This window comes from Helicobacter pylori (genome assembly GCF_003636935.1).
In the GTDB taxonomy this organism is placed as follows: Bacteria; Campylobacterota; Campylobacteria; order Campylobacterales; family Helicobacteraceae; genus Helicobacter; species Helicobacter pylori_CH.
In genome coordinates this window covers 36,916-51,449 of sequence record NZ_MVVH01000012.1, presented here as the reverse complement: position 1 = coordinate 51,449, position 14,534 = coordinate 36,916, and the positions used below count along the sequence as shown (strand labels likewise).

General features: G+C 37.9%; 12 protein-coding genes and 1 pseudogene. 7 read left to right on the top strand and 6 right to left on the bottom strand.

All coding sequences use genetic code 11. From position 1 onward, the window contains the following. Positions 1-109: 109 nt before the first annotated feature. From EAL87_RS06870 to EAL87_RS08460, 6 genes and pseudogenes are all read right to left on the bottom strand, one after another. Positions 110-498: pseudogene (locus EAL87_RS06870) on the bottom strand (siderophore-mediated iron transporter); the annotation flags it as partial. Further along, positions 482-1,363, bottom strand: coding sequence for a hypothetical protein (locus tag EAL87_RS06865; protein ID WP_120913932.1), 882 nt, complete (start codon positions 1,361-1,363; stop codon positions 482-484). The gene EAL87_RS06865 and the pseudogene EAL87_RS06870, both read right to left, overlap by 17 nt. Further along, a complete protein-coding gene (fliN, locus tag EAL87_RS06860; RefSeq protein WP_001115291.1) occupies positions 1,360-1,731 on the bottom strand; it encodes a flagellar motor switch protein FliN in 372 nt (123 codons plus the stop codon). The genes EAL87_RS06865 and fliN overlap by 4 nt, the downstream gene beginning before the upstream one ends. Positions 1,732-1,812: 81 nt before the next feature. Beyond that, complete coding sequence (nth, locus tag EAL87_RS06855; protein WP_120913930.1) at positions 1,813-2,463, bottom strand: endonuclease III; 651 nt, start codon at positions 2,461-2,463, stop codon at positions 1,813-1,815. Between the two features lies 1 nt (position 2,464). Further along, complete coding sequence (locus EAL87_RS06850) at positions 2,465-2,695, bottom strand: FeoA family protein (protein ID WP_120913928.1); 231 nt, start codon at positions 2,693-2,695, stop codon at positions 2,465-2,467. Position 2,696: 1 nt separating this feature from the next. Next, entirely contained in the window at positions 2,697-5,006 is a 2,310-nt protein-coding gene (locus tag EAL87_RS08460) for a YhdP family protein (protein WP_488782843.1), read from the bottom strand. 541 nt (positions 5,007-5,547) lie between these two features. Here EAL87_RS08460 and mltG point away from each other — a divergent pair. From mltG to EAL87_RS06810, 7 genes are all read left to right on the top strand, one after another. Continuing rightward, positions 5,548-6,537, top strand: coding sequence for an endolytic transglycosylase MltG (gene mltG, locus EAL87_RS06840; RefSeq protein ID WP_120913924.1), 990 nt, complete (start codon positions 5,548-5,550; stop codon positions 6,535-6,537). A gap of 183 nt (positions 6,538-6,720) precedes the next feature. Then, positions 6,721-7,062: a 4Fe-4S dicluster domain-containing protein gene (locus EAL87_RS06835; protein ID WP_077641745.1), complete on the top strand. Its 342-nt coding sequence runs from the start codon at positions 6,721-6,723 to the stop codon at positions 7,060-7,062. Next, a complete protein-coding gene (locus EAL87_RS06830; protein WP_120913922.1) occupies positions 7,062-8,189 on the top strand; it encodes a 2-oxoglutarate synthase subunit alpha in 1,128 nt (375 codons plus the stop codon). Before EAL87_RS06835 ends, EAL87_RS06830 begins: the two co-directional genes overlap by 1 nt. Before the next feature lies 1 nt (position 8,190). Beyond that, positions 8,191-9,012: a 2-oxoglutarate ferredoxin oxidoreductase subunit beta gene (locus EAL87_RS06825; RefSeq protein WP_000885307.1), complete on the top strand. Its 822-nt coding sequence runs from the start codon at positions 8,191-8,193 to the stop codon at positions 9,010-9,012. Then, a complete protein-coding gene (locus EAL87_RS06820) occupies positions 9,012-9,572 on the top strand; it encodes a 2-oxoglutarate:acceptor oxidoreductase subunit OorC (protein WP_042630114.1) in 561 nt (186 codons plus the stop codon). The genes EAL87_RS06825 and EAL87_RS06820 overlap by 1 nt, the downstream gene beginning before the upstream one ends. A gap of 149 nt (positions 9,573-9,721) precedes the next feature. Then, the gene (locus EAL87_RS06815; protein WP_120913920.1) at positions 9,722-12,664 is read left to right on the top strand and encodes a restriction endonuclease; all 2,943 of its coding nucleotides are present in this window, start codon (positions 9,722-9,724) and stop codon (positions 12,662-12,664) included. Then, positions 12,661-14,496, top strand: a complete 1,836-nt coding sequence (locus EAL87_RS06810; RefSeq protein ID WP_120913918.1) for a site-specific DNA-methyltransferase — start codon at positions 12,661-12,663, stop codon at positions 14,494-14,496. The genes EAL87_RS06815 and EAL87_RS06810 overlap by 4 nt, the downstream gene beginning before the upstream one ends. Positions 14,497-14,534: the final 38 nt, after the last annotated feature.

Sequence of the window (14,534 nt, the reverse complement as noted above, 5' to 3'; positions counted from 1 at the left end):
CTTTTTTACTGATTGCGTCTTTGTGTAGTGTCTGTACTTTTCCTGTTGTGTATGCTGTTGTTATGTGCGTAGGAGCTGGTTGTCGATGTTGTCTGTGTGTGTCTCATTGTTTAGGTTTTTTTGTTTTTTTTTTTTTTTTTTTGCAAGCAGAAGAAGGCATACGAGGTGGCGTAGCGTCTGGTGGGCTCGGAGATGTGTATAGGAGACGGGGGTGGGGGGTTTTTGGGGGCCAGCCAGCGTGGGTTTAGGAGCGCCCGGGGTGTTTTTACTGGGATCTTGCGAATGGCCTCTTTTTAAAACCAATAAATTTTCAGGATTCAATTTAACAAGCTTGGGTTTTGAAGGAAAAAAATCTTCTCTGTGTTCAAATAAAAAATAAATCAACCAATGCAACAATACAGACAGAATGAGAGAAAAGAAAAAATTCCTGTTAGAATGATCCACAGGGTCAAAATTTTTCCCTAACTTAACAGATTGTAATTTAGAATTTTCCGGCATATAAATTTCCTAATTTTGAATTCTTTATATTATTTTCAGCTTCTTTAATCAGTTCTTCTTTAGATGTTTTTGGGCTTATTTTGTCTAAAAGCAGGCCGTATTTATCGCTTAGTAAGACCAAGTAACGCTCCTTATTAGTTTCTATTGAAATGATTTTATAGTTCGCACCAACACGACCCAAAACACTAATTTCTAACTTAAAATCTTTTGCAGAAAAAGACCCTTGTGCAGGAACAATTTTTTTTTTGATTATATACAATATTAAGAGTAAGGCAACAATAACCGCTAGCGCTTTATAAGCATGGCTTAAATCTAGTGGGGGTTTTAACTCTAAAGTGTTTAAGGGACTTTGGGGTTGCTCGTTGGTGTCTTTTTGTGTAAGGTTAGTTTGCTGAGACTTTTCTTTAAGGCTAGGCGGTGGGGCTAAATGAAAACCTTTAGGCAAAAAAAGAAAGCGGAGTTGCTTTTTATCCTTGCTGTTTGAAGCTTGGATTTCTAATTCCATATTAGCTTTTTTAGACAAGAGGTAGATGTCATTTTGGTAGGAAAACATTTCTAAGGCATTCAAAGAGGCTTCTTTAAAATCCATCATTTTTTTAGAATCCAGTTTAGCGTTTTTCAAAACGATCACTTTTTGCCCTTCAACTTCCATGATTTTAGGCGTTTTGTTAAAAGGCGTTTCAAAAGTGAGCGTGGTTTGCACGGCTTTTATGGGTGGTGTTGCTGAAGCGTTTGAATCAGGTTGGACTTCTTTTAAAATATTTTGCCAATGAATGAGTTTAATGGGGGCGTCATCATTCAAAGGTATTTTTTCTTCAGCTAGTAACATCAAAGCAGCACTCAATAACAAGAACAACAATCTCATGAATTTTTAGCGAGATAATACACAATGGCGTTAGAATCAAGGATTTCATTCAAACGAATGGCTAAATTCCTTTCAAAAACCATCACCTCACCCTTACCGATCACCCGCCCGTTCACAAAAGTATCCACGCTCTCTCCGGCGGGTTTTTGCAAATCAATCACAGAGCCTTTTTCAAAACGCAAAATTTGCAATAAAGGGATTTGCGTAGAGCCAAGTTCTGCGCTAAAAACAATCTCCATGTCTAAAAGGTTTTTATAATCGCAAATGAGTTCTTCTAAATAAGTGGAAAGCTCCAATTCCCTTTCTTTATTCGCTTTCTCTTTTTCTTTTTCGGCTATTTTTAACTTATTAGATTCTGTTTCTGGCATTAAACTCTACTCTTTCAAGAATGATTTGACTTTGATTATAAAATCTTAATTTTACTATAAATTTTATAACAAATAAAGCCATTACGCTTTAAAGCGAGCTTTAGAAATGCAAAATTCTGTTAAAAAACACGCACCGCACAAGGGGTTTTTAGCCTTGCAGGTGTAGCGGCCAAACAAGATTAAGGCATGGTGGAGTTGGGATAGGTTGTCTTTAAACAGATCACTGAGTTCTTCTTCGGTTTTAATGGGCGTTTTAGCGTTGCTTAAGCCTAAGCGGTGCGTTGCACGAAACACATGGGTATCTACGGCTAGATAATTTGCATCAAAGCACACTGAAAGCACCACATTAGCGGTTTTTTGCCCCACGCCATCTAAACTCATCAATTCTTTTTGCGTAGAGGGGATAACGCCCTTAAAATCCCTAACCACTTTTTGTGCCATGCTGATTAAATGCTTGCTTTTGTTGTTAAAATAAGAAACGGATTGGATGATTTCTTTAACTTCTTCTAAAGAAGCGAGCGCTAAATCATTCACGCTCGGGTATTTTTCAAATAACTTGGGCGTTATTTTATTCACTCTAGCGTCCGTGCATTGGGCGCTTAAAATGGTAGCCACTAATAATTCATAGGGGTTTTTATGGTGCAATTCGGTGGTTTGGTTGGGGTAATGTTTTAAGAGCAGTTCTTTGATTTGTTGGGCTTTTTGGCGTATTTTAGCGCGTTTCACACTCATTTTACACGCTTTCTTTGATAACAAGGTATTGCGCCTCATGGGATCTTAAAGCCACTTGAATATGATTGATTTTAACCGAAAGCGTGGCTTTTTTCATGGAATAATGCAAAAGGGTGCATTGAACCCCTTCATGGATACCAAAAGAGAGGAAGCGTTTTTTAAGGGCTTCATCGCAATTGGTGATTTCTATAATTTCATAAACTTTGTCTTTAATGGCTTCATTGAGCGTCATTTTACTTCCTTTTTGAATCAATGTTTTTTTTGACTTCATCCACGATGATGTCAATAGGCGTGAAAATACGGCGCAAGATTTTAAAAGGTGCTTGGATAATATCTGATGCTAAAGTTACTTGAGTTTTGGGCTTATCCAACGTGCCTTTGACATTCACATTAGTGGTGATTTTACCTCCTTTTCCTAAGACAAGATAGCCCACAATAGGGATTTTATTTAAGACATTACTCAAAGCCTTGATAGTGGAAACTTCTAAATTCAAATCCAATTTGTTTTTGTCTAATTCAATGATCCCATTGCCAGCAATATCAAGCGTTTTGCCGATAAGATCAATTTTTTCTAACCCTAAATATTCTTTAGTGATCCCAAAAACAACAGACCCCTTTTTGATTTGATAGCCATTAGCCCCTAAATGAGGGTTCCTAAAGACAATGAGGGAGGGAATGGTGTTGATGAGATTGATCATGTTTTGCATGAGGGCGAAATTCTTTAAGCTTGTGTTTTGGAATTTCAATTCGCCATTGAAAACCTGATCTTCAAGAGCCCCAATAAGCGTGAACAAGCCCCCTTCTATGAAATCTTTTTGGAGGATGGTATTGATATAATCCCCGCTAAAATTATGGGCCTTAAGATACAAAGCCCCATGCACTAAATCCGCCATGATCATGGCGTTTTTATAATTGCCATCAATTTTCACTCTATCGTCTTGAGCGACAATGTCAAGATTTTCTAAAGGAAAAGGCATTTTTTTATAGATCAGCACGACATCTCTAGCATGGATGCGTGTAGAAATAGGGATAATTTTGTGGGCTTTTTCGTAGCGTTGTTTGGCGCTAATGAAAATATCTTCATCTTGGACTTCTTTAGAGCTAGGCTTTTCTTTGCGTTCTTTGGAGAATAATCCCGCAATAGCTGGCATCTTGCTATCTAAAAAATCATCAATACTCAAGTCAATATTATTAAGGGTAATATCCTTTTGATCCCCTTTAACTTTTATGGATATGCTTTTGCTTGGAGTATAGACAGAAATTTCATCTTTATTAATAGAGCCAAATAAAGAGAGGGAATTAAATTGACTGCCGTTGCTATGATAGATGGGTAAAGTGATTTTCAAATCCTTAGCGAAAAAATCAATATTAATAAAATCGCTCGTAGAAACTTCTAAAGAGCCATCTTCTAAGGCGAAATATTTCATAATAGGGGAATAGGGCTTGATTTTTTTCAAATCTTTGATTCTAAAAACATAGGCGTTATCTTTAAATTCGCCCTCTAATAAGAGTTGCGGCACGCTCCATTGCATGTGGTCGGGGTTAGAAAAATCAAAATTCAAAGAAAGGTTTTTAAGAGTGTCTCCTGTAGCGTAAAAAACATCTTTAGTGAATTTATCTTCACTTTGGGCTTTAATGGTGTCTATGATCTTTCTTCTAAACACCTCTGAGTTTTCACCCTCTTGAATAATAGAATGCAAGCTTTTTAAATCTAAAGAAAATTTAGTAGGCTGTGGGTTATCTTGGTCGTTATTCAAGCCATAAGAACGCATGTTGATGTTATTGTTAGTGTTGAATCGTATTTTATGGACTAAAGAATCTAAAGAGAGGATTTTTTTATTCAAATCTAAAGCGATCTTAGCGTCTAAATCCAGCATGTTTTCATAGCGCGTGTGGGTAGTTTCTATGTAAATGTATTGGTATTCTTGGGTAATATCTAAGCTTACGCTAGCATTTTGCGTATAAAGGGGGATATTATAGAGTGAAAAAGTGCCTTCTTGCAAATTGACATTGCCCTGAACGCTAAATAGTGGGGCGGTGTTTTTTAGAAATTGCAAGGTGAGTTTCAAATCCGCACTAGATGGCGTGCTGATTTTATCCAAAGGTAAAACGACTTTATAAGCGCTCAATAAATCCTTAATGGTATCGCCATAATAATTGGGGGTTGTTTTTAAAAAAATCTCCAACTTAGGGGCTTCTAACAAATTGGAAAAAGTGGCGTAAGAACCGGTTAATTCCATGGTTTCATAAGTGATTTTTTGAGGCTGTATGAGGAGTTGTTTGTTTTTGAAAATCAATTCGGTTTTATCCATTTTAATGGGCGATAAGCCATCATTGAAAACGACTGAAGGTTTAATCAAAGTGGCTTTAACTACAGAATTTTCCAAAAGCGATGGGACAAACTCGCTGGGAGTGAAATTAGCTTTAATTAAAGCGTTATCAATTTTAAAGCTAGAAAATTGGATTTTATCAAAAATCCATGTTTTTAAATTTTTTTGCGATTGGCGTTGGAAAAGGGGTTTTAAAAACGCTAGGCTTTTCATTGGAGAAGTGTTGATTTTTAATTCTATGGTTTTTAAATCGGTTAGCCCTTGCAAATAAATTGCAGCGCTGGGTTCAATTAAAGGCTTGACAATCAAATTAAACGCCATCTTCCTAGCTTTGGGTGAATAGTGGGCGTTGCCATCCACTTGGACTTTAATATCTTTAAAAAGCAGATTGATGATTTTAAGCTTGATATTTTTATCATCTTCTAAGGAAAATTCCCCTTTGATTCCTGGAAATTCCAACTCGTATTTGTTCCCGTCAAAAAAGATATTGGCTTTGCTTTTATCATCTAAAATGATTTCTTTGACCTTAAGTTTTTCAAAATAAGACACCGCCCAAATGCCATAACGGATATTTTTAATCAAATCAGAAACTTCTAAATGCTTTTTAGTGGGTTTTTGATGGAAGAAAGAAGAGAGATCAATGCGTTCAACTTCTAAAGAAAGCTTGTTATTGAGTTTTAAGTATAATTCAGAAATGCCAAGCTTCCCGATTTTTAAATTTTGTATGTGAATGCCGTTTGAAAGGGTTTTGTGAATGACGACTAGAATAGCGAATACTACCACAAACAAGATAATGACGTTAAATACTTTCTTGGATACATGTTTTCTTTTATTCATTAGTATTCTTTTTTATTTAAGTATACCAATTTATCCTAACAAAGTGGTGGTTGTCCCGCAAGGTTCGCTCAAAAAAGTGTTTTTTTCTTTAAAAGATCAGGGCGTGGATATTAACGCTTTGGATTTGCTTTTGTTGCGCCTGATGGGCATGCCTAAAAAAGGTTATATTGACATGGGCGATGGGGCTTTAAGGAAGGGGGATTTTTTAGTCCGTTTGATTAAGGCGAAAGCGGCGTATAAAAGCACAACTCTAATCCCTGGAGAAACCCGCTATTTTTTCACGCAGATTTTGAGCGAGACTTACCAACTAGAAACAAGCGATCTCAATCAAGCTTATGAAAGCATCGCTCCACGATTGGATGGCGCTGTGATAGAAGATGGGGTGATATGGCCAGACACTTATCATTTGCCTTTAGGGGAGGACGCTTTTAAAATCATGCAAACCCTAATCGGCCAATCTCTCAAAAAACACGAAGCTTTAAGCAAACAATGGCTTGGATATTACCATAAAGAAGAGTGGTTTGAAAAAATCATTCTCGCTTCTATTGTGCAAAAAGAAGCCGCTAATACTGAAGAAATGCCCTTGATTGCGAGCGTGATTTTTAACCGCTTGAAAAAAGGCATGCCTTTACAAATGGATGGGGCTTTGAATTATCAGGAATTTTCACACGCTAAAGTGACCAAAGAGCGCATTAAAACCGATAACACCCCCTACAATACCTATAAATTTAAGGGCTTGCCTAAAAATCCTGTAGGGAGCGTGAGCCTAGAAGCGATTAGAGCCGTGATTTTCCCTAAAAAAACGGATTTCTTGTATTTTGTGAAAATGCCGGATAAAAAACATGCTTTCAGCGCGACTTATAAAGAGCATTTAAAAAACATTAATCTTTCTAATAATCATTTTTAAGATTAAGGTAAATGGGGGCGTTTTTTCTCCCAAATTAAGTAAAAAGTGTTTAATATTTTCTCATTTTAATTTTAAGTTCTTACTATTAAAGCATTTTAGATTTTATTAAAAAAGGCTTGCTACAATTTTAGGCAAATTTTGATTGCTAGGGCTTAAAACAGCTTTTAGCACAAAGGAGAATGAATGGCTAAAATGAGCGCTCCAGATGGGGTTGCCGTTTGGGTGAATGAAGACAGGTGTAAGGGTTGTGATATTTGCGTATCGGTATGCCCTGCTGGGGTTCTTGGCATGGGGATTGAAAAAGAAAGGGTGCTTGGAAAAGTGGCCAAAGTAGCCTATCCAGAGAGTTGTATCGGTTGCGTGCAATGCGAGTTGCACTGCCCAGATTTTGCGATTTATGTGGCTGACAAGAAGGATTTCAAATTCGCTAAAGTTTCTAAAGAAGCCCAAGAAAGAAGCGAAAAGGTTAAGGCCAATAAATACATGCTCTTAGAAGAGACTATTTTAGAAGGGAGAGGCAAGTAATGCGTGAGATTATTTCTGATGGGAATGAATTAGTCGCTAAAGCGGCGATTGAAGTGGGGTGTCGGTTTTTTGGAGGCTATCCTATCACGCCAAGCTCGGATATTATGCATGCGATGAGCGTGGCTCTGCCCAAATGTGGCGGCCATTTTATCCAAATGGAAGATGAAATCAGCGGGATTAGCGTGTCTTTAGGAGCGAGCATGAGCGGGACGAAGTCTATGACTGCAAGCTCTGGTCCTGGTATTTCATTGAAAGTGGAGCAAATCGGTTATTCTTTCATGGCAGAAATCCCTTTAGTGATCGCTGATGTGATGCGTTCAGGCCCATCAACCGGAATGCCCACTCGTGTGGCTCAAGGCGATGTGAATTTTTTAAGACACCCCATACATGGGGATTTTAAAGCCGTCGCGCTCGCTCCTGCTAGTTTGGAAGAAGCTTACACAGAGACCGTTCGCGCGTTTAACTTGGCTGAAATGCTCATGACTCCTGTATTCTTACTCATGGATGAAACCGTGGGGCATATGTATGGCAAGGTGCAAATCCCGGATTTAGAAGAAGTGCAAAAAATGACGATTAATCGTAAGGAATTTGTGGGCGATAAAAAAGACTACAAGCCTTATGGAGTCGCGCAGGATGAGCCGGCTGTTTTAAACCCTTTCTTTAAAGGTTATCGCTACCATGTTTCAGGCTTGCACCATGGGCCTATTGGCTTTCCTACTGAAGACGCCAAAATCGGTGGGGATTTGATTGACAGATTATTCCATAAGATTGAATCCAAGCAAGACATTATCAACGAAAATGAGGAAATGGATTTAGAGGGTGCTGAAATCGTTATCATCGCTTATGGTTCGGTTTCTCTAGCGGTTAAAGAAGCCTTGAAAGATTACAATAAGGAAAGCAAGCAAAAAGTCGGCTTTTTCAGGCCTAAAACCTTATGGCCAAGCCCAGCTAAACGCTTGAAAGAAATAGGGGAAAAATACGAAAAAATCCTTGTGATTGAATTGAATAAGGGGCAGTATTTAGAAGAGGTTGAGAGGGCTATGCAAAGAGAGGTGCATTTCCTTGGGCAAGCCAATGGGCGCACGATTTCGCCTAAACAAATCATCGCAAAATTGAAGGAGCTTTAAAATGGCGTTTAATTATGATGAATATTTGCGTGTGGATAAAATACCCACTTTGTGGTGTTGGGGCTGTGGCGATGGCGTGATTTTAAAATCCATTATCCGCACGATTGACGCTTTAGGTTGGAAAATGGATGATGTGTGTTTGGTGAGCGGGATTGGTTGCAGCGGACGCATGAGCTCGTATGTGAATTGCAACACCGTTCATACCACGCATGGCAGGGCTGTAGCGTATGCGACAGGGATTAAACTGGCTAACCCTAGTAAGCATGTGATCGTGGTTTCTGGCGATGGCGATGGCTTTGCGATTGGAGGCAATCACACCATGCATGCATGCAGAAGAAACATTGATTTGAATTTTATTTTAGTGAATAATTTCATTTATGGTTTGACCAACTCCCAAACTTCACCCACCACGCCTAATGGCATGTGGACGGTTACGGCTCAATGGGGGAATATTGACAACCAATTTGACCCATGCGCTTTAACCACCGCTGCCGGGGCGAGTTTTGTGGCTAGAGAGAGCGTTTTAGACCCTCAAAAATTAGAAAAAGTGCTTAAAGAAGGTTTTACACACAAGGGCTTTAGCTTCTTTGATGTCCATAGCAATTGCCATATCAATTTAGGGCGTAAGAATAAAATGGGCGAAGCGTCTCAAATGTTAAAATGGATGGAAAGCCGATTAGTGAGCAAACGCCAGTTTGAAGCCATGAGTCCTGAAGAAAGGGTGGATAAATTCCCTACAGGCGTTTTAAAGCATGACACGGACAGGAAAGAATATTGCGAAGCGTATCAAGAAATCATTGAAAAAGCACAAGGAAAACAATAATGGAAGCGCAATTACGATTTACGGGCGTTGGAGGGCAAGGCGTGTTGTTAGCGGGAGAGATTTTAGCTGAAGCGAAAATTGTGAGTGGGGGCTATGGCACTAAGACTTCCACCTACACTTCGCAAGTGCGTGGAGGGCCCACTAAAGTGGATATTTTGCTAGATAAAGATGAAATCATTTTCCCTTATGCTAAAGAAGGCGAGATTGATTTCATGCTTTCAGTCGCTCAAATCAGCTACAACCAGTTTAAAAGCGATATTAAAAAAGGCGGTATCGTTGTCATTGATCCCAATCTAGTAACCCCCACTAAAGAAGATGAAGAAAAGTATCAGCTTTATAAAATCCCTATCATTAGTATCGCTAAAGATGAAGTGGGTAACATTATCACGCAATCTGTGGTGGCGCTAGCCATTACCGTGGAGCTGACTAAATGCGTAGAAGAAAATATCGTGCTAGACACCATGCTTAAAAAAGTCCCTGCAAAAGTCGCTGAAACGAACAAAAAAGCCTTTGAAATTGGCAAAAAACATGCTTTAGAAGCTTTGAAAGTTAGGGCTTAATGACTCTAAACTCTTGTTTTGAATTGATTTTCTTAATAAATTTTTGAGAACTTGATTACGATGGGATTAATATAAGCTCTAAAAAGGGGCTTTGATTTTTTACCCATTTCAGATTAAGACGCTCGCAAACACCAAAGGCAAAAACACCAATGATTTTTGAAAAGCAAGACTACCAGCAAGAGTGTATTAATAACATTATCACGCTTTTAGACGGCTTTGATTTTAAGCGCCACGATGCCTTAAATCTAAAAGATTGTTTAAATCAATTTCACGCCGCATGCGAAATTCCTGTCAAAAATGTAAGCGGCAAGCTCAATGTTGATGTTTTAATGGAAACAGGCACGGGCAAGACTTTCACTTACTTGAATTTAATCTTTGCACTCCATAAGGCTTATGGGCAAAATAAATTCATCATCTTTGTCCCACGAAAAGCCATTTTGGAGTCGGTTAAGCAAAATATCCGCCTTACGAAAGATTATTTTTATTTAGAATTCAAACGCCACCTGAAAACCTACACTTATGAAGGGGTTAAATCGCCAAGCAACATTATCAACCATTACATTAAAAACCAAGACGAACTGAGTGTCTTGCTCCTCACTAACAGCGCGATTGACAAGGGCGAAAAAAACATACTCAATAAAAACAGCGAAAACCTTTTTAACACCAAAAGCATTTTTGAAAATATCGCTGATTTAAAGCCTATTTCCATCATAGACGAGCCGCATTTGCTTAAAGGTGAAGCGTTTGGTAAGTATTTTAGTAAAATAGGCGCGCTTTATTTTCGCTTTGGGGCGACTTTTGCCAAAGAAAAACAGCATGCTTTAAGCAATGCCGCCTTTTGTTTGGATTCAATCAGCGCGTTTAGAAATTACCTTGTCAAACAAATCCGTGTCCATTCTGTCATGCAAGATGCGCAAAGCCCGTTTTTGCTCAGTGCGGATTCAAAAAGCGCGAAAATTGCCTTTTACAAAGCCGGCATTCCTAAACAAATCACGCTTTCAAAAGGAGAGGATTTAGGCAAAATTAACGCTTCTTTTAACGGCGTTAGCTTGGTTAAAACCACCAAAGACAAGGCTTATTTGAGCGATGGCGCTACGCTTGAAAAGGCTTCTTATAAACTCACGCAAGATGAAATCAGCACTCTTTTAGAAAAAGCCATTGACTTGCATTTTGAAAAAGAGGCGTTTTTATTTGACCAAGACATTAAAGCGTTAAGCCTGTTTTTTATCCCAAAAATTGAGGATTTTAGGCAAATTGATAACAAAGGCACGCCCTTTATTAAAACCGAATTTGAAAGGCTTTACAAACTCAAACGCGCTTCAATTCTAGCAAGGGAAAATTTATCGCCAAGCTATAAAGAATATTTAGCAAGGGATTTTGATGAAAGCGGTAATTTACGCGTCCATCAAGGCTATTTTAGCGGCGATAGCACAGCGCTCAATAAGGGCAAAAAAGAAAGTAGAGAAAACATTGAAGCGAACGATATTAAAATGATTTTGAGCGAAAAAGAAAAACTGCTTTCATTTCAAACGCCTTTGCGTTTTATTTTTAGCGTGTGGGCTTTACAAGAGGGCTGGGATAATCCAAACATTTTTACCCTTATTAAACTGGCAAATTCCACCAGCGAAACAAGCCGCCATCAGCAAGTGGGGCGCGGGTTAAGAATCGCGCTTAATCAAGAGGGCAAGCGCGTTACGCATGGATTTTTAAAGGGCAATGACAACGCTTTTTATGAAATAAACTACCTTGATATGTTGGTGAGTGGCGAAGAAGTGGGCTTTATAGAGGGTTTGCAAAAAGAGATTGAAGCGAGCAGTTTTATCAGTGGTGGCAGTGCGCTAGACAGAGAGAATTTAGCCAATTTAGGGCTTAATGAAAGAAAGATCAATAAATTTTGCGATGCATTAGAAAAATTAAACGCCGTAGAATTTGACGAAACAAACAACGCTTACAAAATCATTGCCCCTATTTGCGAGATAATGCAAAACAACGAAGAAAGGATAAAAAGCTTTTTAAGCGATGAAGAATATCGCGCCGTTTTAAGCGCCTTTAAAATGGCTGAAAATCCAACCAACAAGCGCGATCAAGTTATAAACGCTAACCAATCTCAAGAAAAAGTCAAAATCCGCCAAAATTTAGCTAAGGAATTTAAAGAATTATGGCAAATTATCAACGCGCAAAGCCAATTAAGCTATCAAAATATCCAAAAAACCAAGCTGATAGAATCTATCGCCAAAGCGTTTAATGAAAGCCATGTGATGTGTGAGGCAATCATCTTTGAAAGCAAAAGGTATGATGCAAAAACAAATCAAATCATCACAGAGCAATCAAACACCCTAAAAATCAAAAACTACGCTAACGCTTTACAAAAAGAAATCAACGCGCTTTTGCTTGACTTTGCCAAAGACGAATCATTGCCCTTAAAATTTACGCTTGAACTCTACAATGCTTTAAACAAAGAGCATTTCATAAACTCACCTAAAAAAGCCTTTAAATTGCTTAAAGGCATCATTAAAGATAAGTTACATGAAAATTTGCTTTCTTGCGTGAGTTATGGATTTTGCCAAAACGCCTTTTCTAACACGGCTTTTGATAAAACCGATCCGCTTTATTGTGAAGATGGCTCACCCAAAAATGAGATTGAAAAACACAAATTAGGCAAATACAAAAGCGCGCAAACTCCAAGCCAAAATTATCTTTATGAGACGATCATTTATGATTCTAAAATTGAAGAAGAAGTGAGTGAAGAGAGGGTGCAAACACTGGAAGGTAAAAGCATAGAAGTTTTTGCCAAGCTCCCTAAATTTAAAATCCCAACGCCTTATAAAAACTATGAGCCCGATTTTGCTTATTTGCTTAAAGATGAAAAGGGTGCAAAAATCTTTTTTGTTTGCGAAACCAAAGGTTATGAAAAAGAAAGCGATATCCCGCCAGATGAAAAGCGTAAAATGGATTACGCTAAGATCTTTTTTGAAACGCTATCTCAAAACTTAAAAAACGCAAAAAAAGAAATACGAGTCATTTTTGCCACACGCATTAACAAACAAGATTTATTAAGCGCGCTTAAAAACGCATTAAAGGAAACGCCATGACAGATAAAAATCAAGCCAAAAAAATGGGTATTCGCATCATCCAAAGCCAGCAAGAAAATAACCCCCTTTTTGACATGCTTTTAAAGAACTTCCCGCAGACGATAAAAGACGGACAAGTGAGCTTAAGCGCTATCAAAATGCTTTTAGGCTTCAATGAAAGCATGAATGATATCAGCGGCTATGAGCTCACTTGGACGGGTAAGGGGCTTGCCAACGCTCTTTATTCTGAGCCTTGCCAAAAACAACTCAAATTACAAGAAAGCTTTACGCCCCAAACTTCAGCAAGCAAACACCCCAACAACGCTATTATCATAGGCGACAATCTTGATGCGCTCAAACTTTTAAAATCCGCTTACAGCGAAAAAATAAAGATGATTTACATTGATCCGCCCTACAATACGACAAACGAAAATTTTATTTATCCGGATAATTTCAGGCAAGATTATCAAAAGATTTTAAGGGAAGTGGGCTTAATGGAAATAGATGAAAACGGGGAGGAAAAAGAAAGCGAGAGCTTGAAATTTTTTAAAAACATTCAAGGGAGCAAGACGCATAGCGGTTGGCTCTCTTTCATGCTGCCTCGCCTAAAATTAGCGCGCGATTTGCTTAAAGAAGACGGCGTGATTTTTATCAGCATTGACGATAACGAAGCCGCCCAACTCAAACTTTTATGCGATGAAATTTTTGGGGAAGATAATTTTCTTGGAGATTTTATTAAGCAATCAAAAGTAGGAGGAGGCAGTGACTCTAAATTTATCGTAAAAGAACACGAATATTGTTTGGTTTATGCTAAAAATATAAATTTAACTAATGAAATGTTTTTAAAGCACAATGATGATTATCTTAAAAGATACAAAGAAATAGATGATAAAGGCAGATTTTTTTGGGATACTTTTTCAAGAAGAGGTTTAACAAATCCTATAATATATGAGATTAAAGCACCAGATGGAACTTTAATAAAAGATGGTTGGATTAGATCAGAAGAAACATTTAAAAAAAATTATCAAGATGGTGAAGTTAGAATTATAAAAATTAAAGATAAATGGAGCGTTCAATTTAAGCAGTATTTAAATTTAAATGGTAAAAAACCCCGTAGTATGACAACTGATTTTGGAGGAAGTATCGAGGGCAAGAACGATATTATCAATTTATTTAATAGCGATAAAATATTTAGCTATCCAAAGTCTATAAAATTTATTTCAACATTACTTAAGATTGCTACAAACGAGGGTGATATTATTTTAGATTTTTTCGCCGGGAGCGGGACGACCGCGCATGCGGTGATGAAATTAAACGCAGAAGATAAAGGCAATAGGGAATTTATTTTAGTTCAAATTGATGAAGAGATAAAAGAAGATAAAAGCGCTTATGATTTTTGTAAGAATGTTTTAAAAAGCGCAAAGCCTATCATTAGCGATATTACCATAGAAAGGGTTAAAAGAGCCGCTCAAAAAATCATCGAATCTTCAAAAGATAGCGGTTTGGATTTAGGCTTTAAAGTTTATACCTTACAAGACAAAGCGCAAATTGCAAACGACAAAGAAGAAATAACGCTTTTCAACCATTCCATTTTAACGCCCTTTGACAAAGCCCTAAATCTAGCCTTACAATGCGGCAAAACGCTCAACCAACCGCTAGAGATTATCATCAAAGATAAACTCTACAAATGCCAAGACGCTTACTTTTGTATCGTGTGCGATCAAGAAGCGCAAGAATATTTAGCCAAAAGTAAAAACGAAATGATCTTTTTAGACGGCTATGAAGAGATTGATTTAGAAGCCTTTCTCAATCTCAACGCCGGCTTTAAAGAGCGTTTAAGCGTGGTGTATTGATTGGAAATAAAAGGGGTTAAAAAAACCGCTTGAGTGGT

Bases quoted from the DNA above. Each gene is read 5' to 3' on its own strand.
- EAL87_RS06865 (WP_120913932.1), bottom strand. From the start codon at position 1,363: ATGAGATTGTTGTTCTTGTTATTGAGTGCTGCTTTGATGTTACTAGCT.
- fliN (WP_001115291.1), bottom strand. From the start codon at position 1,731: ATGCCAGAAACAGAATCTAATAAGTTAAAAATAGCCGAAAAAGAAAAA.
- nth (WP_120913930.1), bottom strand. From the start codon at position 2,463: ATGAGTGTGAAACGCGCTAAAATACGCCAAAAAGCCCAACAAATCAAA.
- EAL87_RS06850 (WP_120913928.1), bottom strand. From the start codon at position 2,695: ATGACGCTCAATGAAGCCATTAAAGACAAAGTTTATGAAATTATAGAA.
- EAL87_RS08460 (WP_488782843.1), bottom strand. From the start codon at position 5,006: ATGAAAAGCCTAGCGTTTTTAAAACCCCTTTTCCAACGCCAATCGCAA.
- mltG (WP_120913924.1), top strand. From the start codon at position 5,548: ATGACGACTAGAATAGCGAATACTACCACAAACAAGATAATGACGTTA.
- EAL87_RS06835 (WP_077641745.1), top strand. From the start codon at position 6,721: ATGGCTAAAATGAGCGCTCCAGATGGGGTTGCCGTTTGGGTGAATGAA.
- EAL87_RS06830 (WP_120913922.1), top strand. From the start codon at position 7,062: ATGCGTGAGATTATTTCTGATGGGAATGAATTAGTCGCTAAAGCGGCG.
- EAL87_RS06825 (WP_000885307.1), top strand. From the start codon at position 8,191: ATGGCGTTTAATTATGATGAATATTTGCGTGTGGATAAAATACCCACT.
- EAL87_RS06820 (WP_042630114.1), top strand. From the start codon at position 9,012: ATGGAAGCGCAATTACGATTTACGGGCGTTGGAGGGCAAGGCGTGTTG.
- EAL87_RS06815 (WP_120913920.1), top strand. From the start codon at position 9,722: ATGATTTTTGAAAAGCAAGACTACCAGCAAGAGTGTATTAATAACATT.
- EAL87_RS06810 (WP_120913918.1), top strand. From the start codon at position 12,661: ATGACAGATAAAAATCAAGCCAAAAAAATGGGTATTCGCATCATCCAA.